The 19,145-nt window shown below is 43.6% G+C and carries 16 protein-coding genes and 1 tRNA gene; 7 read left to right on the top strand and 10 right to left on the bottom strand.

Annotated features, from left to right (window positions below):
- Nucleotides 1–66 precede the first annotated feature (66 nt).
- From LIX84_RS06945 to LIX84_RS06935, 3 genes are all read right to left on the bottom strand, one after another.
- Nucleotides 67–157: transfer RNA gene (locus LIX84_RS06945), tRNA-Ser, on the bottom strand.
- A 154-nt stretch (nt 158–311) separates the two neighbouring features.
- On the bottom strand, nt 312–2,120 hold the full coding sequence (locus LIX84_RS06940) for a DUF3413 domain-containing protein (RefSeq protein WP_226420979.1): 1,809 nt from the start codon (nt 2,118–2,120) through the stop codon (nt 312–314).
- Nucleotides 2,121–2,142: 22 nt separating this feature from the next.
- The gene (locus tag LIX84_RS06935) at nt 2,143–2,370 is read right to left on the bottom strand and encodes a YejL family protein (protein ID WP_005380722.1); all 228 of its coding nucleotides are present in this window, start codon (nt 2,368–2,370) and stop codon (nt 2,143–2,145) included.
- Between the two features lie 85 nt (nt 2,371–2,455).
- On the opposite strand from LIX84_RS06935, the gene yejK reads away from it, so the two are divergent.
- The 3 genes from yejK (at nt 2,456) to LIX84_RS06920 (ending at nt 6,121) form a co-directional block, all read left to right on the top strand.
- Complete coding sequence (gene yejK / locus LIX84_RS06930) at nt 2,456–3,454, top strand: nucleoid-associated protein YejK (protein WP_226420978.1); 999 nt, start codon at nt 2,456–2,458, stop codon at nt 3,452–3,454.
- Nucleotides 3,455–3,536: 82 nt separating this feature from the next.
- On the top strand, nt 3,537–4,853 hold the full coding sequence (locus LIX84_RS06925) for an Hpt domain-containing protein (RefSeq protein ID WP_226420977.1): 1,317 nt from the start codon (nt 3,537–3,539) through the stop codon (nt 4,851–4,853).
- Nucleotides 4,854–4,957: 104 nt separating this feature from the next.
- Complete coding sequence (locus tag LIX84_RS06920) at nt 4,958–6,121, top strand: chemotaxis protein (RefSeq protein WP_226420976.1); 1,164 nt, start codon at nt 4,958–4,960, stop codon at nt 6,119–6,121.
- An 89-nt stretch (nt 6,122–6,210) separates the two neighbouring features.
- Here the strand turns inward: LIX84_RS06920 and nhaC are convergent, their stop codons facing one another.
- Entirely contained in the window at nt 6,211–7,644 is a 1,434-nt protein-coding gene (gene nhaC, locus LIX84_RS06915) for a Na+/H+ antiporter NhaC (protein ID WP_005396525.1), read from the bottom strand.
- A gap of 430 nt (nt 7,645–8,074) precedes the next feature.
- On the opposite strand from nhaC, the gene asd reads away from it, so the two are divergent.
- Entirely contained in the window at nt 8,075–9,190 is a 1,116-nt protein-coding gene (gene asd / locus LIX84_RS06910; protein WP_005396526.1) for an aspartate-semialdehyde dehydrogenase, read from the top strand.
- A 55-nt stretch (nt 9,191–9,245) separates the two neighbouring features.
- On the opposite strand, the gene LIX84_RS06905 is transcribed toward asd, so the two are convergent.
- Together LIX84_RS06905 and LIX84_RS06900 are read right to left on the bottom strand one after the other, a co-directional pair.
- Nucleotides 9,246–10,109 (bottom strand): ion transporter, encoded by an 864-nt coding sequence (locus tag LIX84_RS06905; RefSeq protein WP_226420975.1) that lies wholly within the window; start codon nt 10,107–10,109, stop codon nt 9,246–9,248.
- A gap of 35 nt (nt 10,110–10,144) precedes the next feature.
- Nucleotides 10,145–10,783, bottom strand: a complete 639-nt coding sequence (locus LIX84_RS06900) for a YchE family NAAT transporter (protein WP_005396528.1) — start codon at nt 10,781–10,783, stop codon at nt 10,145–10,147.
- A gap of 650 nt (nt 10,784–11,433) precedes the next feature.
- Between LIX84_RS06900 and adhE the strand changes: the two genes are divergently transcribed.
- A complete protein-coding gene (adhE, locus tag LIX84_RS06895; RefSeq protein ID WP_012841564.1) occupies nt 11,434–14,136 on the top strand; it encodes a bifunctional acetaldehyde-CoA/alcohol dehydrogenase in 2,703 nt (900 codons plus the stop codon).
- Between the two features lie 141 nt (nt 14,137–14,277).
- Here the strand turns inward: adhE and LIX84_RS06890 are convergent, their stop codons facing one another.
- The 3 genes from LIX84_RS06890 to sodB form a co-directional block, all read right to left on the bottom strand.
- A complete protein-coding gene (locus LIX84_RS06890) occupies nt 14,278–14,961 on the bottom strand; it encodes an SDR family oxidoreductase (protein WP_046874522.1) in 684 nt (227 codons plus the stop codon).
- A 191-nt stretch (nt 14,962–15,152) separates the two neighbouring features.
- Entirely contained in the window at nt 15,153–15,656 is a 504-nt protein-coding gene (locus LIX84_RS06885; RefSeq protein WP_226420974.1) for a VC2046/SO_2500 family protein, read from the bottom strand.
- Between the two features lie 155 nt (nt 15,657–15,811).
- Nucleotides 15,812–16,396, bottom strand: a complete 585-nt coding sequence (sodB, locus tag LIX84_RS06880) for a superoxide dismutase [Fe] (RefSeq protein ID WP_005396533.1) — start codon at nt 16,394–16,396, stop codon at nt 15,812–15,814.
- A gap of 284 nt (nt 16,397–16,680) precedes the next feature.
- Here sodB and LIX84_RS06875 point away from each other — a divergent pair, with 284 nt between their 5' ends.
- Both LIX84_RS06875 and LIX84_RS06870 read left to right on the top strand, forming a co-directional pair.
- A complete protein-coding gene (locus LIX84_RS06875; protein WP_017635833.1) occupies nt 16,681–17,016 on the top strand; it encodes a Grx4 family monothiol glutaredoxin in 336 nt (111 codons plus the stop codon).
- Between the two features lie 74 nt (nt 17,017–17,090).
- Nucleotides 17,091–17,720, top strand: coding sequence for a DsbA family protein (locus LIX84_RS06870; protein ID WP_012841567.1), 630 nt, complete (start codon nt 17,091–17,093; stop codon nt 17,718–17,720).
- A gap of 75 nt (nt 17,721–17,795) precedes the next feature.
- On the opposite strand, the gene LIX84_RS06865 is transcribed toward LIX84_RS06870, so the two are convergent.
- Complete coding sequence (locus LIX84_RS06865) at nt 17,796–19,121, bottom strand: Na+/H+ antiporter family protein (RefSeq protein ID WP_005396535.1); 1,326 nt, start codon at nt 19,119–19,121, stop codon at nt 17,796–17,798.
- Between the last annotated feature and the right edge of the window lie 24 nt (nt 19,122–19,145).

Here is a 19,145-nt window from a genome sequence, read left to right as displayed (position 1 = left end):
ACAAATCTTTTCAAATCTGGATATACGAAAAAGCCCGCTAATTTCTTAGCGGGCTTTTTCTAAAAGTGGCGGAGAGATAGGGATTTGAACCCTAGATACGCTATTAACGTATGCCGGTTTTCAAGACCGGTGCTTTCAACCACTCAGCCATCTCTCCGTTGTTGAGGCGCATAATATAAGGCTTTGAAAATGTTGTAAACCCCTAGTTGAACTGATTGGATGTTTACTGCGCAAATTTGTGGTTTGTGTTGTTTAAATAAACAAAAACTCCCCAAAAAGGGGAGTTTGAATAGTATATGGATTGCTAGGTATTAATCGTTTTTAGAATAAAAACGCTGTAACTCAGTTAAACCTTGCATCAAAACTGGCAACTTCGGTGCATCATCTCGAAGTCGTTTGTAATTTTTATCATACAACTTATAGTTGCCAAACTTATCGATCACTGTGGTTTGCGAGCTAGTAATTAAGGCAAGCTCACGAGTGTCACCCGCTAGGATCCAACGGCGACGACTTTCATCAAATAGGTTACGGCCACTACTGTAATCATATGGGTTGGAAGATACACCGAGCATATCCTGCAACAACGTGACCGAAAGGTCCAAGTGGCTTGTGCTGTGATTAAATTCACCAGCCAACATTCCTGGCCATTGGATTACCATAGGAACTTGTAACTGATAACGGCTGTAGTTGCTGTTTGCGCCCCAGCTGTTCGTATTGGTTTCGTTAAACTCACTACCGTGATTAGAAGTGATAATCACGATGGTGTTTGTCAATAGTCCATTTGTTTCAAGCTCACCAATAATGCTAGCGATGGTTTTATCCGCTGATTTCACCGCATATTCATAAGCTTTTTTGAAGCGTTCACTTGCGGACATTTCTTCGTCATTATTTGAAGGGATCGATTCAAAATTATCAACGGTGGTGACTTCGATGTAACTAAACCATGGTTGACTCGCTTTCTCTGTTAACCATGTATTCCAGTTCGCGATAGATTGCTTATCGGTATGAGCTTGTGTGCCATCGAGGTCTTCCGCTAGTTTTAAGTCGCGGAAAATAATCTCTGAGTAGAGATCATCTTCAAACCCGCTGCCACTGAATAAACCAAAGTTGTAGCCCTGATCTTTCAGTACATCGAGTAACACCGGCGAAGCACCTTGCGCCTTGATGCTTGAGGCGTAACTGGTTGGTAAGCCGTAGAACAAACCGAAAGCCCCGTAAGTATCATTACTTGAACTGTAATGATTACGGAAGTTCTGATTGTTTTCGGCAAACTCATAGAGGTTAGGCATCTCTTCTGGATTCAGCGCGTCTGCACGCAGGTTGTTTACGCTGATCATCAACACGTTGAGCTTATTGACTCGACGGTTAAACTCTAGCTTTTCTAGAGGGTAATTGACTAATTCTACGTTGCCTTCATTTTCCGCTAAGCGTTTTAGGTATTCCTCACGGTCAAGTAGACCATGTTTTTCCATAAAACTCTTCGCCGTCATCGGATAAGACAATGGGAAGTTTGAACGCTGACTGGTAATTGGATTGTAGAAGTATGCATCAGCCCAAATATAAACCAAATGGCTGGTCATAAAGCTGAGGAAAAATACAGCAGCTAGAGGACGTCCTACGTGCTTATGAGAAAGTTTGCGCTGTTTTCGCCATACCCATTCGGATAGAGCGAGCTGAATAAGGAAGATCAGCGGCATTACAACAAAGAGATGTTGTAGATCAGTGCTGAGTGCACTTTTATCTTCGCTGAATAGTAACTCCCAAACGACAGGAGTTAAGTGCAAATTGATAGACTGATACGCTTGGGTATCAATCAATAATATGGTTTGCCCAACGGTCGCGAAAATCACTGCCACCAAACGGAACAATTTCCGCGATGGCAGGATAAACGTTAACGGGAATAGAACGAGCAAGTAAAGCGCGAAAACTAGAAAGCCAAAGTGACCAACCCAAGAAACCGCCAGATAAAACTGACCAAGTAACGTCTCGGGCCAAGGAGACTGAACAATGTAGCGTGTGCCTATCAACATCGATGCGACGATATTGAAGAATGCAAACCAGTGACCCCAACCAACCAGTCGAGATACACGTTCGCCGTATGAGTTTCCGCTGTCTACCATGTATGTGTTCTATTGTCCGTTATTAGTGTGTTTTTGGTGTTTCTAAAGAAGACATCAGCGCCTGAGCAAATTTTTCAGCAATCGCTTTGCGTTGTGAAGCAGCAACACGTTGATTTAAGACATTGGTTGCGATATTTCCGGCAATCATTAGCGTCAACTCAGGAGAAGCAGCATGTTTTTCAAGAACTGTTGCTACTTCAGCAAGAATTTTCTCTACTTGCTCGTCAGTATATTTAGATGTAATCGGCATAAAGACTCTAATAATGATAGTAAAAGCGGCTTATGATAACCTACAATGCCCATCAACTAAAACCTTGTAGCAAGATAAAATCACTATGAGCCTTCATCTTTCAAACGTTATTCTGCATCAACTGTGCAAAAACGATCAGGACGAGCTAGTTGTAAACTTTCGTCCAGCATCATTAGAGAACGATGCATCTACTGAAAACTTAGTCGCTGAACTTCACCGAGTATTCCATTCTAAAGCTGGTAAAGGTTTTGGCTCTTTCCAGTCAGACAGCGAATTTCAATTTTGGCTTCAAGAAATGCGCAAAGGAGAGCGAGATTTTTACGACTTCTCACAAATTAGTGCAAATCGCTTGAAAGAAGAGTTGATTAAGTACCCATTTGCGGATGAAGGTATTTTGGTTTTCGCTGAGTATCAGAGTTTAGCAACGGACTACTTGTTCATCGGTATCTTACCAATGAACCAAAGTTTAAAAGTGACCGAAGGTTTGGACATCAGTGCGACGGATTACCTAGATATCACCAAAATGGATATTGCGGCACGAATTGACTTGTCGAGCTACGACACTGATAAGGAATCCAATCGTTACTTGCAATACATCAAGGGACGCGTCGGCCGTAAAGTGGCGGATTTCTTCCTAGATTTCCTGCAAGCGGACATCGGCTTAGATACTAAACAACAAAACTTAGTGTTGATGCAGGCAGTGGATGATTTTTGTGCTGACTCGAAGCTAGAAAAGCAAGAAGTGAATGAGTACAAGAAACAAGTTTACGATTACTGCAATCAGCAAATTAAATCCGGTGATGAGGTTCAAATCTCAGAGCTTTCTGGAGAGCTTCCTCCAAGCCAAGATGGCACAAGCTTTATGGATTTCACCAAAGAGCAAGGGTACGAACTTGAAGAGTCTTTCCCAGGTGACCGTGCGACGGTTCGCAAACTGACTAAATTTGTTGGCGCTGGTGGTGGCTTGAATATTAGCTTTGATAGCCTATTGCTTGGCGAGCGTATTTTTTATGACCCAGAGACGGATACCTTAACGATTAAAGGTACGCCTCCAAATCTAAAAGATCAGCTGAGTCGCAACTAAAACCGTATCGTCAAAAAAAGAGAGCCAATTGCTCTCTTTTTTTATGTGAATAAGAAACATCCATAGTATATGCTTGTAATTAATGGAGATATGCGAGGGGCGAGTGTTGCTGAAGCTAAAAGAAGGAATTAGGCGGTTTGTTTGGTTCTGGTTCGTTTTATGGTGTGTTTTAGCGCTAGGGATTTGGTTGCAAGCCAAACAAACGATTCAAACCATTTCAACGGTGAATGAGCTAGGAAGCAAAGTTGAAGAAGTCAGACATTTTTTTAACTTTGATCTGCCTTATCGTGTTAAGCACGTCGACCAAGTTTCACTAAAACTTCAGTTAGCCTATGCAGTTCGCTTACAGCTTGAAAGTGAGTTTTCTGAAGGAAAAATCACACCAGATATTACTCAATTGCTTTATGCGACCGATCGATTTTTAGAAAGTGCTCGAGCCTTTGTAGGGAGTGACAGTGAGCTTGTATCATTGGCTGAACAGTTGCGAAGGAGCCGTGCCCGAGCTGAAAACTCTGAGCAAATTCAATCAATGTACTATCGCTTAGGCGCACTTGTTTTGGAGTCTATTTTTAGTGACTCAGCAACGAATAGCGATACTTATCGTGATTTAGACCGACTCTTTATCGAGTCGGACACGCTTTCTCCTCAAGAGCTAAGTGCTTTTCAGCGTCAACTTGCCCAGACTTCAAGCGCGCTATCTGCCAAGGCGCAAGGCAGCTATCTAGTTAATCAACTGCTTAATCCTGATTTCCCGAACCAGTTAACTTCGATAAATGACCAGTTGGAACAAAAGTTGATGACCTTTGTTACTTGGTTGTCAGTAATCAGTGGTTTATTTCTTTCTCTTATTTCATGGGGGCTTTTCTCCCAAAGAACCGTTCAGCCGCTAATACCATCAAGAGCAGAAGATAAAGAGTCTGAGCAAGCTGGTGGGTCTTACGTTGTTTTTTCTGCTCAGTCCGAAAGCGCTCAAAACGGCCAAGTTAACGAACAGAGTCATAATGAGCCGAACACATCACAAGTGGCAGTAGTGGAACGTGAGCCGTATATAGATATCAATAAGATGCTGGACTCGCTATCGGGAGATGAAAGCGCGGTGCGAATGTTACTTGAAGTCTTTATTCAGGATCACTCTGGCGATGGTTCAAAAATGCATCGGCTATTAGAAGAGGATAAAGAGCAAGCGCAAAGAGCCGCTCATAGTCTTAAAGGGGTCTCGGGAAGTTTAGGAGCAATGCCATTGCACTGCATTTCGGGTGATATTGAACTGTTGATTAAACAAGGGCAAAAAGTGCCGGAAGAGAAACTGACACGTTTAGATGATGTCCTAAAGCAAACCATACTTTTCGCTAACCACGTTCTCAATAGTGAAAAGATACAAGAAGCGCTAACAGATTGATATTGCTCTGACTTACAATCATCAGAGTTGGGGTATTAAAGGCCCGAACTATATGACTTAGTTCGCTTTATTCCTGTTCCATACAATTTGTTAAAGGTACTTTCATGTCCGTTCGTCGATTGTCTTCAATGATGTTGATAGGGTTGGTTGTGATGCTTTCAGGGTGCTCCCTGTTAGAAGTGAAAATCGAGAGTCAAACCGTCCCTCTTACCAAACAAGAGCTTAATATGCGTCTCCTGACTCGTGAGTATGCGCAACAGTTTTTTGCTCAGGTAGAGCAAGCTGCTGATGCATTGCACGATCAATATGAGCCGCATGATAAAGTCCATCAATCTTATATTTTGCTTTGGAAGATAAATGCTGAAGAAGGTCTTCAAGCCGCAGCATACCAAGTCTCGCCAATGGCAGCACTGATTGATACTTGGACTTTTACGCTACAGATGGGTCAATTCTTTACGACTGGCCCTGGCAATGAACTGTTTGCGACAGATGAGGCAAAGTTAGTTTCTGCTCACTTAGCGAAAGAGGTGGATAAACTGGCTCAATCTCTGTTGAAACAAGAAGCGTACATCAAGACACAAGCGTTTGTTGCAGAGTTCGTTAAGCAACATCCATTCGCGGACTTAAGTATGATCAGGACGCCAGCTTACCGTGGGTGGTTAGATGCGAATCAAATTAGCGAGGAAGAGGCAGTGACTACGCTAGGTACAATGCCAGAAGCATTAGGGGATGTCTCGGATCGTCTAAGCCTTGTATCAGAACAGACCCCAAAAATTATGACTTGGAAGGCGCAGTTATTAGCATTAAATAGCTCTGCCAGCATCGAAAAAGTTAATGCTGCGCTAAATAGCCTACAAGTTACGGCTGATTCGATGAAGGACTTTATTGATAACAATCCAGAGTACATGCGCTATTTGGCAGAGCAAATGGCGGTAGAGTTACAACCTTTGGTTGACGATATTGACCAAAAAACGCAAGCGCGTTTATCTCAATTGGGTGAGGAGCGCCAAGCTTTAGAGCTGATGGTAGCCAGAGAGCGCCAAGAAATCGCGCAGATCATTACCCATGAGCGTGAGAAGTTTGCTCAAGATATGGACCGAGTCTCGCAGGAAGTGGTCAGTTTAGCGATGACCAAGCTGATTGATCTCGTTAAAAGTACCATTATCTACTTCATCTTGTTCATTGCCGTTATATTCTTTGCACCACTTGGCTTGGGCTATTGGTTTGGTAAGCGTGCAGCAGTGAAAACGCAAGCCAAACAAAGTTAACGTTTGGTTGAGATATAAAAAAGAGCGCTCACGCGCTCTTTTTCTTTGTCTTTCACTCGGAAAGAGAGATTCTTCCTACCTATGCGAACTTAAGCGGTTTGCTGCTTCAGTTCGCCTTCTGCTTGTTCAACTGCTTCCGCCGTTGGTTCGCATTTATCAACAAACCAACCCATGTAGGAGCTGATGATAGTCACGATGATACATACAAAGCTTAGCCACATGAACGGTGCATAAGATAGTGTCGCAACACCCAGAATACTTGCCATGTAGATACCATTGTCACTCCATGGAACCATACCAGATGTTAATGTGCCGCCGAACTCTGCGTTACGAGACAAGTTCTTACGTTTGTAGCCTAGGCGATCGTAGTTCTTCGCACAGATTTTTGGTGTCAGGATAAGTGAAACGTACATCGCTGAACCAAATACGTTCCCCATAAAGGCTGTACCGATTGTACTTGTTGCCAGTGAACCTGCACTTTGAACGCGTTTTTCAAACAGCTTAGCGATAGTTTCTAACACACCCACTTTATCTAGTAGACCACCAAAACCAAGGCCGAATACGATAACTGCTACCGAGCCAAGCATTGAAGACATGCCGCCACGGTTAAGAATTGAGTCAATGAAATCTACGCCTGAAGAAATCGCAAACGGAGCCCAAGCGGTGTTGAACGCGGTTAGGAAGTCCACATCTTGAATCATTACTGCCCAAATAATACCGAGCAGAGAACCAAAACTGATCACTGGGAATGAAGGCATACGCATTGCTAGAAGTGACAATACGATGATCACAGGAACAAATGAGTAAGGAGTGATGTAGAATTGCTGCTCCATCGCTTTAATTACAGAGTCTACTTGGCTCATGTCAACTTGACCTGCGTAGTGGAAACCAAATGCAGTAAACATAATGCCTGTAATAATGTAGCTAATGAGTGCGATCGGCAGCATGCCTTTAATATGTTCCATTACTTCAACGTTAGACATCGATGAAGCAAGAATCACAGAATCCGATAGAGGCGACATTTTGTCACCAAAGTAACAACCTGAAAGCACCGCACCAGCAGTAATTGGTGCTGGAACGCCAAGGCCTTGGCCAATACCCATCATCGCAATACCAGCAGTACCAGCAGCGCCCCAAGATGTGCCAGTCGCTAGCGCAGTCAATGAACAGATGATCATGGTTGCGAGCAAAAAGATAGAAGGGTGAATTGCTTTAAGGCCGTAGTAAATAATGGTTGGAACAATACCACCAGAGATCCACGTACCAACAAGCGCGCCAACGGCAAGAAGAATTAAGACGGCTCCAAGTCCATTGGAAATGCCATTTAGTGCAGCTTTTTCCAGATCTTTGTACTGATGACCAAGCTTAATGCCTAATATCATGATAATGAACCAACCGATGTACAGCGCTAGCTGGATCGGTAGGTCTAGCTTGGCAGTGAACGAAAATGCCAGCAGTAGAAATAAACCGAGCGAGATAAATACCTGTATCAAGCTTGGTAGGCGTGGTGTAACTTGCTTCATATGTGCCTCTGTCAATCTTGGAGCAATAGAGGAAGGCGCTCCTTGTTGTAATCGCGCATAACATACATTAACAAAAATTATATTTCGAATATTTGGTGTTTTATCTTGATGTTCGTCGGCAAAAACGTTTGCTTGTGAAATTAACTGTTAGTTTGTTTTAACTTTTTTGGTTTTAAATGTTGTGTAATGTGAAATTATTGTGCTTCATGTGTTATTTTATCACTGAGTGGTAAGACCAATTTGGAGTAACAGGGCTTTCCCTACTTGAAAAATGGCCGAAATCGCAAACCAAACACTAAAAAATCTCGTTTAACACGAATTTTCATAGGAAAAGGTTAAAAAATAGGCTTATTTACAAAATAGGGGTTGAGATTTTGATGCGAAAAATTAACTATGGGGTAGGTTTTTTAATACATGGAGAGTTAATACGATGAGAGTTGGTTTAGTTGGTTGGCGCGGTATGGTTGGTTCAGTCCTTATGCAGCGTATGGTTGAAGAGAAAGACTTCGACCTAATCGAACCAGTATTCTACAGTACTTCTCAAGTTGGTATTCCTGCTCCTAACTTAGGAAAAGACGCAGGCTTACTGCAAGACGCGTATGATATTGAAAGCTTAAAACAGCTTGATGCGGTAATTACATGTCAAGGTGGTAGCTACACAGAAAAAGTTTACCCAGCACTTCGTCAAGCCGGTTGGAAAGGCTACTGGATTGACGCAGCATCTACGTTACGTATGGCGGAAGATTCCATCATCACGCTTGATCCTGTGAACTTAAAGCAAATCCAACAAGGCATCCACGGTGGCACAAACACATTTGTTGGTGGTAACTGTACGGTTAGTTTAATGCTAATGGGTCTAGGTGGCTTATTCGAGAAAGGCCTTGTTGAGTGGACAAGCGCAATGACGTACCAAGCCGCTTCTGGTGCTGGCGCACAAAACATGCGTGAACTGATCTCGCAAATGGGCGTTATCAATGACTCTGTAAGTTCCGAACTTGCAAACCCATCAAGCTCTATCCTAGATATTGATAAAAAAGTTGCAGACACAATGCGCAGCGGTTCTTTCCCTACCGATAAATTCGGTGTACCACTAGCTGGCTCGCTTATTCCGTGGATCGATGTGAAACGTGATAACGGTCAGAGTAAAGAAGAGTGGAAAGCGGGCGCAGAGGCAAACAAAATTTTGGGCTCACAAAGCTCGCCTGTGCCAATTGATGGTACTTGTGTCCGTATTGGTGCGATGCGCTGTCACTCTCAAGCACTCACTATTAAGCTTAAACAAAATGTCCCAATGGACGAAATCGAAGAAATCATCGCCACTCATAACGACTGGGTTAAAGTGATTCCTAATGATCGTGACATTACTGCGCAAGAACTTACACCTGCAAAAGTAACAGGCACTATGTCCGTACCAGTAGGTCGTCTACGTAAGATGGCAATGGGTGATGACTTCCTAAATGCTTTCACTGTTGGTGACCAACTACTTTGGGGCGCAGCAGAACCATTGCGTCGTACGTTACGCATTATTCTTTCTGAGAAAGCATAATCACATCAATCTTTGTTTGATGACAAAATAAAAGAGCTCCCTAGGGAGCTCTTTTTTATGCTTCGTCTTCTCCACGAACAACGCGTTTGTCAGGATCGGCCAGTTCACTACCACAGTGTTTACAGTAAGTCGCATCAGAGTCGTGCCCGGCGTGAGAACAGTTCGGACACTTCACTAATACTTTGTGCGATTGCATTTCTTGGTGAAGCTCTGCTGTGAAAATACCAGTAGGGACCGCCAAAATTGAATAACCCAACAACATGGTGAGTGAGGCAAGCCCTTTTCCGAGATCTGTTTGAGGTACCAAGTCACCATATCCAACCGTTGTGATGGTCACAATAGCCCAATAAATACTTTTCGGAATGCTAGTAAATCCGTTTTCAGGCCCCTCAAGGACAAAAATCAGTGACCCAAAGATCGTGACCATAATGGCGACAGAGCTAAAGAAGATAAAAATCTTTCTGCGCGCCATCAGTAGAGAGCGTAAGAGGATGTTGGACTCTTGAAGATAGCGTACCAACTTGAGTATGCGGAATATTCGCATGACTCGCAGTGCTCTTATTACGCCCATAAAGGAGGCAGAAGGGAAAAACAGTGCTAAGTAAGTAGGTAAAATCGCGAGTAAATCAACGACGCCATAAAAGCTCTTCGCATAGGCGGCTGGTTTTGGAGAGCAATAAAGCCGGAGAAAATACTCAATAGTGAACAAACCGGTAAAAGTGTACTCCAAGTATTTCAGCTCTTTTGCCCACTCGGCGCGTACGGATGGTATTGAGTCTAATACCAGTACGATTAGAGAACTGATAATCGCGATTATCAGTGCAATATCGAAGGTTCGACCAGCTTTGGTATGAGTACCAAAAATGGTGACATAAAGAGTATATTTAAGAGAGTCAGTCGTCATGACAAAGCGATCCATTGTTGAATCGCTCTATCATACAATTTTATAGAAACTCAGGCTAATCCTGGAAATAAGTTGCGTAAACCATTGGCGATAAACTCAATACCCAATGCACCTAATATCAAACCCATGATACGGGTAATGACGTTGATACCAGTTTGGCCCAAAAATCGCACGATCAGTGGGGCAGAGCGGAACAACAGCCACGAGCATAGACAGAACAAGCCAATTGTAATGCTGATGCCTACCGTATCAAACATGCTTGGGTAGCGTGCACCGTAAACAATAGTCGAACTGATTGCGCCTGGTCCTGCCATTAGCGGCATCGCAAGAGGAACAACACCGATCTGCTCGCGACTCACGTATTCTGATTTTTCCTGTTTGTTTTGTTTATCTTCCCCCAGTTTACCGCTCATCATCGAGAACGCGATGCTAAGCAGCAGTAGCCCACCTGCAACACGAAACGAATCCAGAGAAATGCTGAACATATCTAATAGTAACTGGCCAGCAAAGAGCGAAATGATCAGAATGATAGCAACAGCCACGTTCGCTGTGGTTGCCGTATTGCGCTTTTCGTCTGGTGTCATATGTCCGGTTAGTGACACAAACACAGGCATGATACCAACAGGGTTTACTGCGGCGACCAAACCAAGAAAAAACTGCAAGAAGATAGCAAGTTCAAAAGTTTGCATGTTGCGTACTCATTAAAGTTCACATTAGTGAAAAGGCGAAGGGGTAATTTGGGCGTAATGTAAGGCAAAAGTTGGGTTGGAAGAAATGAAAAAAACTAACGCATTTCCTACTGTTTTAGTGAGAAAAACTAATTCTTTAATAAACTGTATCTAATCTGGAAAAGAATTGTTGCGTATAAAGTTGCTGTCAAAGTGTGCTGTTTTACATAAACGTTAACATTCGCACACTTTTGATAAAAACTAAGGTGGTTTGTAGAGAGATGTATTCGGTTCGATATACTCTCAGTAGCACAAGGAATTGGGCCTACATGTAATTTTGTTGGCTAAAAATGAAACTTTTTTACAGGTTGTTGTAGTTTCTTTTATTTATTTGTCTATTTGCTTCTTTTTTGTTCAATAAAAATTGAAGATTAATTTATTTGTTTATCAGTGGGTTATGTCGTTTTAGTGTGATAGGGCACCACTTTGGTGGTATTTAGGTCGTGAGAACTGATCCAAGTCAATTTTTTTCACACTCTGAAATATTATACTCAGTCCTGAAAGCAATTTACTAAGACGTTTGTTTTCTAAGTGACTGATAAACAGTAAAAACGATAAGTAATAGCCTTAGTAAAAAGTTTTTAATATTTGTTAATTTTAGGAGATTCCCTATGCCTGTAACTAATATGGCTGAACTAGATGCAATGATTGCTCGCGTTAAGAAAGCGCAAGAAGAGTTCGCTACTTACTCTCAAGAGCAAGTAGACAAAATCTTCCGTGCAGCATCGCTTGCAGCTAACCAAGCCCGTATCCCGCTAGCTCAACAAGCGGTTGAAGAATCTGGTATGGGTATTGTTGAAGATAAAGTAATCAAGAACCACTTCGCTTCTGAGTTTATCTACAACAAATACAAAGACGAACAAACGTGTGGCATCCTAGAAGAGGATGACAACCTAGGTACTATGACTATCGCTGAACCTGTAGGTATCATCTGCGGTATCGTACCAACGACTAACCCTACATCTACAGCGATCTTCAAATCTCTAATCTCTCTGAAGACTCGTAACGGTATCATCTTCTCACCACACCCACGTGCGAAAAACTCGACTAACGACGCAGCGAAACTGGTTCTAGACGCAGCAGTAGCAGCGGGTGCACCAAAAGACATCATCGGTTGGATCGACCAACCTTCTGTTGAGCTTTCTAACGCTCTTATGAAACACGATGACATTGCTCTTATCCTTGCAACTGGTGGCCCAGGCATGGTTAAAGCAGCTTACTCTTCTGGTAAACCAGCAATCGGTGTAGGTGCAGGTAACGTTCCTGTTGTTATCGACGAAACTGCTGACATCAAACGTGCAGTGGCTTCTATCCTGATGTCTAAGACTTTCGACAACGGCGTAGTATGTGCTTCTGAGCAGGCTGCAATCGTCGTTGATGAAGTTTACGATGAAGTGAAAGAGCGTTTTGCTTCTCACAAAGCTTACGTACTAAGCAAAGCAGAAGCTGAAAAAGTTCGTAAAGTTCTTCTTATCGATGGCGCGCTAAACGCGAAAATCGTAGGTCAGCCAGCAGCGGCAATCGCTGAAATGGCAGGCGTTAAAGTTCCAGCAGACACGAAAGTCCTTGTTGGTGAAGGTCTAGGTAAAGTGTCTCACGATGACGCATTCGCTCACGAGAAACTATCTCCAACTCTAGGTCTATTCCGTGCTGACAACTTCGAAGACGCGGTTGCTCAAGCGGTAACTATGGTTGAGATTGGTGGTATCGGCCACACATCTGGTCTTTACACTAACCAAGATACTAACGCTGACCGTATCCGTTACTTCGGTGACAAGATGAAGACAGCTCGTATCCTAATCAACATCCCGACTACTCACGGTGGTATCGGTGACTTGTACAACTTCAACGTTGCGCCTTCTCTAACTCTAGGTTGTGGTTCATGGGGTGGTAACTCTATCTCTGAGAACGTAGGTCCTAAACACCTAATCAACAAGAAAACTGTAGCGAAGCGAGCTGAAAACATGTTGTGGCATAAACTACCTAAGTCAATCTACTTCCGTCGTGGTAGCCTTCCAATTGCTCTAGGCGACCTAGAAGGTAAGAAACGCGCATTCTTAGTAACTGACCGTTTCCTATTCAACAACGGTTACGCAGATGACGTAGTAAGCCTACTGAAAGCTCAAGGCATGGAAGTTCAAACATTCTTCGATGTTGAAGCTGACCCAACGCTTTCTGTTGTAGAGAAAGGTGCGGCTCAAATGGCTAGCTACCAACCAGATGTTATCCTAGCGCTAGGTGGTGGTTCACCAATGGATGCTGCGAAGATCATGTGGGTAATGTACGAGCACCCAGAAACTCACTTCGAAGAACTAGCAATGCGCTTTATGGACATCCGTAAACGTATTTACAAGTTCCCTAAAATGGGTCAAAAAGCTGAGCTTGTATGTATCACTACAACTTCAGGTACTGGTTCAGAAGTTACACCATTTGCGGTTGTTACTGACGACAAGACTGGTGCTAAATACCCACTAGCTGACTACGAAATCACGCCAAACATGGCTATCGTTGATGCTAATCTAGTGATGAACATGCCTAAGTCTCTAACAGCATTTGGTGGTTACGATGCAGTAACTCACGCTCTAGAAGCTTACGTATCTGTTCTTGCGAACGAATACTCAGATGGTCAGGCTCTACAAGCACTTAAGATGCTAAAAGAATACCTACCTTCAAGCTACGCGAACGGCGCTAACGACCCAATCGCTCGTGAGAAAGTACACAACGCAGCAACTATCGCTGGTGTGGCATTTGCTAACGCATTCCTAGGTGTTTGTCACTCAATGGCGCACAAACTAGGTGCTGAGTTCCACATTCCACATGGCCTAGCAAACGCATTACTTATCTCTAACGTTGTACGTTACAACGCGAACGATAACCCAACTAAACAAACAGCGTTCTCTCAATACGACCGCCCACAAGCACGTCGCCGTTACGCTGAAGTTGCTGACCACTTAGGTCTAAGCCAAGCTGGTGACCGTACTGCTCAGAAAATTGAACGTCTACTAGCATGGTTGGATGAGCTAAAAGTGAACCTAGACATCCCAATGTCTATCCAAGCCGCAGGCGTAGCTGAAGCAGACTTTATCGCGAAACTTGATGAGCTAGCAGTTGAAGCGTTCGATGACCAATGTACTGGTGCGAACCCTCGCTACCCACTAATTAGCGAACTTAAAGATGTGTTAATGGCTTCTTACTACGGTAAAGCATTCGTTGAAGGTGAAACTTTCGAAGGTACAACAGTTATCAAGAAGAAAGCAGACCAAGAAGCAGCGAAAGCGGCGCCTAAAGCAAAGAAAGAAAAAGCTGACGCGTAATTAAGAGTCGTGTGAGTAAGGTTTTCGCTAGCACGAAACCTTAACCGGGAAAAAGTAAAAGCCCCAGTCATTTGACTGGGGCTTTTTTGTTGAAAGAGTTGAGTAAGAGCGATCCGTTGACGCAACAAACATGTTGTCCATTCATACCTCAGTAGCAACCACTCTGCCACTAAAATACTCATTTGATACGATATATGCGGTATTGCGAACCAGTTCATCTTGGATCTCGGCCCAGTGTCTTTCGTTAAGTTCTTCTCTTGTATGGTTTACCGAAGGAATGACGCCACCCACCCGAATATTAAATGGAGTGAGCTCTTTTGCCCAACTGTGAGTAAAACCTGACACCAAAGCAGCCATGCTTTCGACACCCGTTAAATCTTCATGGCTGTCATGGGAAATGACGTTAACAATTACCCCTTTCTTATTTCTAGCGCGAAATCGTTCGGCTCCCACCTGGCCATAGGTGTAGAGGAAACGTGCTGCAGAAGACAAGTGATCAATGTAAGTACTCATAGGTTCGGGAGCCATCAAGCCTGGCATGGGAGAGCTCGTCCAGCAATTGACTATCACGTCTGGTGTCGCACGCAGCTGCGATTCTATTTGATCAAACAGTAAGTTAATGGACGTTGTGTTATCACTGCACACATTCATCGCATAGACTTTATCTGTGAAGGCACTAATCTGCTCATAGCTCGCTTTTAGAGCGCTAGAGTTTTGGTCACAAAGAATCAACGTCGCTCCAAGGTGAGCAAAGTGACTAGCACAAGTCCTTCCTATAACAGAACCTGCAGACGTGACGAGAATAATTGATTCTTTAATATCCATAACACCTTCACTGTATCCCTGTGTGAAAAAAATACACCAGTGGTTTGTGCTATTAGCATGGTTGAAATTAGAAAGGCTCAGTGTGAAAGACTTCAAACTAACGCTTTTGGATGAGGACTATTGTGCGGTAATTTGTAAGGCGTCACATTTCTGACTGTGGATACTGCAAGCTGTTGGTTGAACAATGATCTCTATACTTGCAGTTGAATTTGATACTGACGTTGAGCCGTCACTAGTTGATTGTATAGCCCTGCATCTGGGATGAGTTTTTTGTTGCGCTCGCCCAATTTGCGTCGCTCATGACCGGATAGGTTGTGATAAACGTCTTCAGGAAGGTTAAACGTATCTTCCGGCAAGTAGGTCAGGGCGTCTGGTTTCAAGTAGTGACTCAGTTTCGCTGAGGATAGACCTGCACCGTGGAATTGTTTTGTTTGCTGTGCTGCTAGCTCATAGCTGCTGCTATCAGAACGAAGAGCTTGAGGCGTTGACAATTCAAGTTGTTGACGGAGTATATCTTCGCTAGTGGCTACTTCTTTGATTTCCTCCACAGGTACAACGTCGCGTACATCGTTAGAAAACATCGACAAAATCAGTGCAAAATCGGCACGACGTCCTTCGTGGACAGCATGGTTGATACCATTGCCGAACTGAAGCTCGTTAATAATTGCCGCTTTGTCTAAAGTATGAATTTGCATGATGTTCCTCGCTCGATGCCATTTTAACGGCGTGTCTGAGAAGAACTTTAGGAAAAAGAAGAGATTAAATTGGAGTTTTTAAGCGAAAAATAAAAAGCTCGCTGGTTTAGCGAGCTTTTAAAATAAGACTAAATTGAACTTAGGGGGAAGTAAAATTACTTCGCTAGGTTCTCAGCTACGAAGTCCCAGTTTACAAGTGCCCAGAAGCCGTTCATGTAATCAGGACGTACGTTGCGGTAATCGATGTAGTATGCGTGTTCCCATAGGTCAACAGTTAGAAGTGGTGTTGTACCTTCTTCTGTTAGAGGAGTAGCAGCGTTAGAAGTGTTAACGATCTCTAGAGAGCCGTCAGCTTTCTTAACAAGCCAAGTCCATGAAGAACCGAAGTTGTTGATTGCTGAATCAGTAAACTTCGCTTTGAATTCTTCGAAAGAACCGAACGCTGCGTTGATTGCGTCAGCAACTGCGCCAGTTGGCTCGCCGCCTGCGTTTGGAGCAAGACAGTGCCAGTAGAACGTGTGGTTCCAGATTTGCGCTGCGTTGTTGAATACGCCACCAGTAGAAGTCTTGATGATCTCTTCTAGAGTTTTGCCTTCGAACTCAGTGCCAGGGATAAGACCATTTAGCTTAACAACGTAAGTGTTGTGGTGCTTACCGTGGTGGTAGTCTAGAGTCTCTGCTGAGATGTGTGGTTCTAGTGCGTCTTTCGCGTAAGGAAGAGCTGGTAGTTCAAATGCCATTACTCGATTCTCCATTGATTTGAAAGGATGACCTTTCGATTGCTTCCAGTGTTTTTTATAGCTATGTAGCCTTTAAGGCTGACTTGCTAAGTATTTTAGCAAGTTTTTACTTTATTAAAACCCCGATATGAAAATATTTTAAGGGGTTAGCGGCTGTGAAGTGCGGAATTGTTCGCCATCAAGCAACCTGAATTTAAGCCTTATTAATTATATGGTTTTTATTCTGTCGTTATTGAGTAGAATGTGGCAAATAAACAAAGTTCAAACCCATGAATGAGGAAGCGATGGAAACTATCGACAAAATCAAACAGCAGATCTCTGAAAACTCAATCCTGCTGTACATGAAAGGATCACCGAAACTGCCAAGCTGTGGTTTCTCTTCTCAAGCGTCACAGGCTCTAATGGCATGTGGTGAGAAGTTCGCTTACGTAGACATTCTGCAAAACCCAGATATCCGTGCTGAGCTACCAAAGTACGCACAATGGCCAACATTCCCTCAACTATGGGTTGAAGGCGAGCTTATCGGCGGTTGCGACATCATTCTAGAAATGTTCCAAAAAGGTGAACTTCAGCCTCTAATCAAAGAAGCTGCAGCGCGCGCTGAAGATCAAGCTGAGTAATTCGTAAATACTCACATTTAGCGATAGAATACGAAGGAGCCGTACTGGCTCCTTTTTCTTTTTAGGTTAGTGGAATGAACATAAAGCTTTACTACGTGCATGACCCAATGTGCAGTTGGTGTTGGGGTTACAAACCGACGCTTGATAAATTGAAACAGCAACTGCCAGGCGTTATTCAGTTTGAGTATGTGGTGGGTGGTCTTGCGCCAGATACTAGTTTGCCGATGCCACCAGAGATGCAACAAAAACTCGAAGCTATTTGGAAGCAGATTGAGCGTCAGTTGGGCACCAAGTTTAACTACGATTTTTGGAAGCTTTGTACGCCAGTAAGAAGCACTTACCAATCTTGTCGCGCAGTTATCGCAGCGGGCTTTCAAGATTCTTATGAGCAGATGCTAGAAGCGATTCAACATGCGTATTACTTACGTGCGATGCCTCCTCATGAAGAAGCGACTCACTTGCAGCTAGCTAAAGAAATTGGTTTGAATGTTCAGCAGTTCAAGAACGATATGGACGGCTCTTTCTTAGAAGGTGTGTTCCAAGATCAACTGAGTCTTGCAAAGAGCCTAGGCGTGGATTCTTACCCTAGCTTGGTTCTTCAAATTAACGACGCTTATTTCCCGATTGCCGTGGATTATCTGTCAACAGAGCCTACCTTGAAACTGATACGTGAGCGTATTATTGACAATATGCCAGCGCAATAATCGCGATTTCAAATAACAAAAAGCCGCTCAATGAGCGGCTTTTTCGTAACTAAGTATATCCATCAAACAAAGGTACTAAAGCACCATTGCAGCAATCCAACCAAAGATGATCAGTGGAATGTTGTAGTGGATAAAGGTTGGAACAACCGTTTCCCAAATGTGCTCATGCTGACCGTCGGCATTTAGACCAGATGTAGGGCCTAATGTCGAGTCGGACGCTGGAGAACCAGCATCACCCAAAGCGGCAGCAGTACCAACTAGCGCGATTGTTGCCATTGGCGAAAAACCAAATGCCAACGCGAGTGGAACGTAGATTGTCGCCAAGATTGGAATGGTTGAAAACGATGAACCGATACCCATTGTTACCAACAGACCAACAATTAGCATTAATAGCGCAGCAAGCGGCTTATTATCACCAATGCTGGTAGAGAGAGACTGTACTAATGTCTCAACGCCACCTGTTTGCTTCATTACCGCAGCAAAACCTGCGGCAGCGATCATGATGAAACCAATCATAGCCATCATATGCACGCCTTTTGTGAAGACATCGTGTGTTTCTTTCCAAGCAATCACACCGCCAAAAGTAAACACCATAAAGCCAGCTAGAGCACCAATAATCATTGAGCCAGTGTAAAGCTGAACACCCAATGCGGCGACAATACCAAGAGCGGCCACCAAGATGTGCTTTTTATTGATAGCATGATCTGTCTCGTGAACGACAGTCAACTCCGTTTCTTCGTAGATGCGCGGTTTACGGTAGCTAACAAAGATCGCCAGCAATAGACCAAACAACATACCAGCACCTGGCAGTAACATTGCCGTTGGAACTTGGCTTGCAACCACGTTTTCCAAACCGTTGTCATGTAGGTTCTTTAATAGAATGTTGTTTAAGAAAATACCGCCGAAACCAACAGGTAAGATCATGTAAGGTGTGATCAAACCAAAAGTAAGAACACACGCGACCAAACGCCGATCTAGCTTAAGTTTCGCAAATACGCCCAAAAGAGGTGGAATCAAAATTGGAATAAAGGCGATATGGACCGGAATTACGTTCTGAGATGACATAGTGACAAGAACGAGCGCGACTAACACCGCGTACTTTAACCCGGTAGTTGACGCCGAGTTTTCTTTACCGTTTAAGCGCTTGATAACACTTTTTGCCAGTAGATCCGTGATGCCAGATTTAGAGATAGCAACGGCGAAAGTGCCTAACATCGCGTAGCTCAGAGCGATAGTCGCACCGCCCCCTAAACCACTTTCGAACGCGGCAACTGTGTCTCCAAGGCTCATGCCTGCGACAAGGCCACCAACGATGGCACTAAACGTGAGGGCAACCACCACGTTTACGCGCATCAATGCTAACACGAGCATGACGCACACTGATATAACGACAGGATTCATACTTTTCCTAATATGTTGTGTTTA

The organism is Vibrio sp. E14, from assembly GCF_020515785.1.
Lineage (GTDB): Bacteria > Pseudomonadota > Gammaproteobacteria > Enterobacterales > Vibrionaceae > Vibrio > Vibrio diabolicus.
This window is presented reverse-complemented; position numbering and strand designations above follow the sequence as displayed.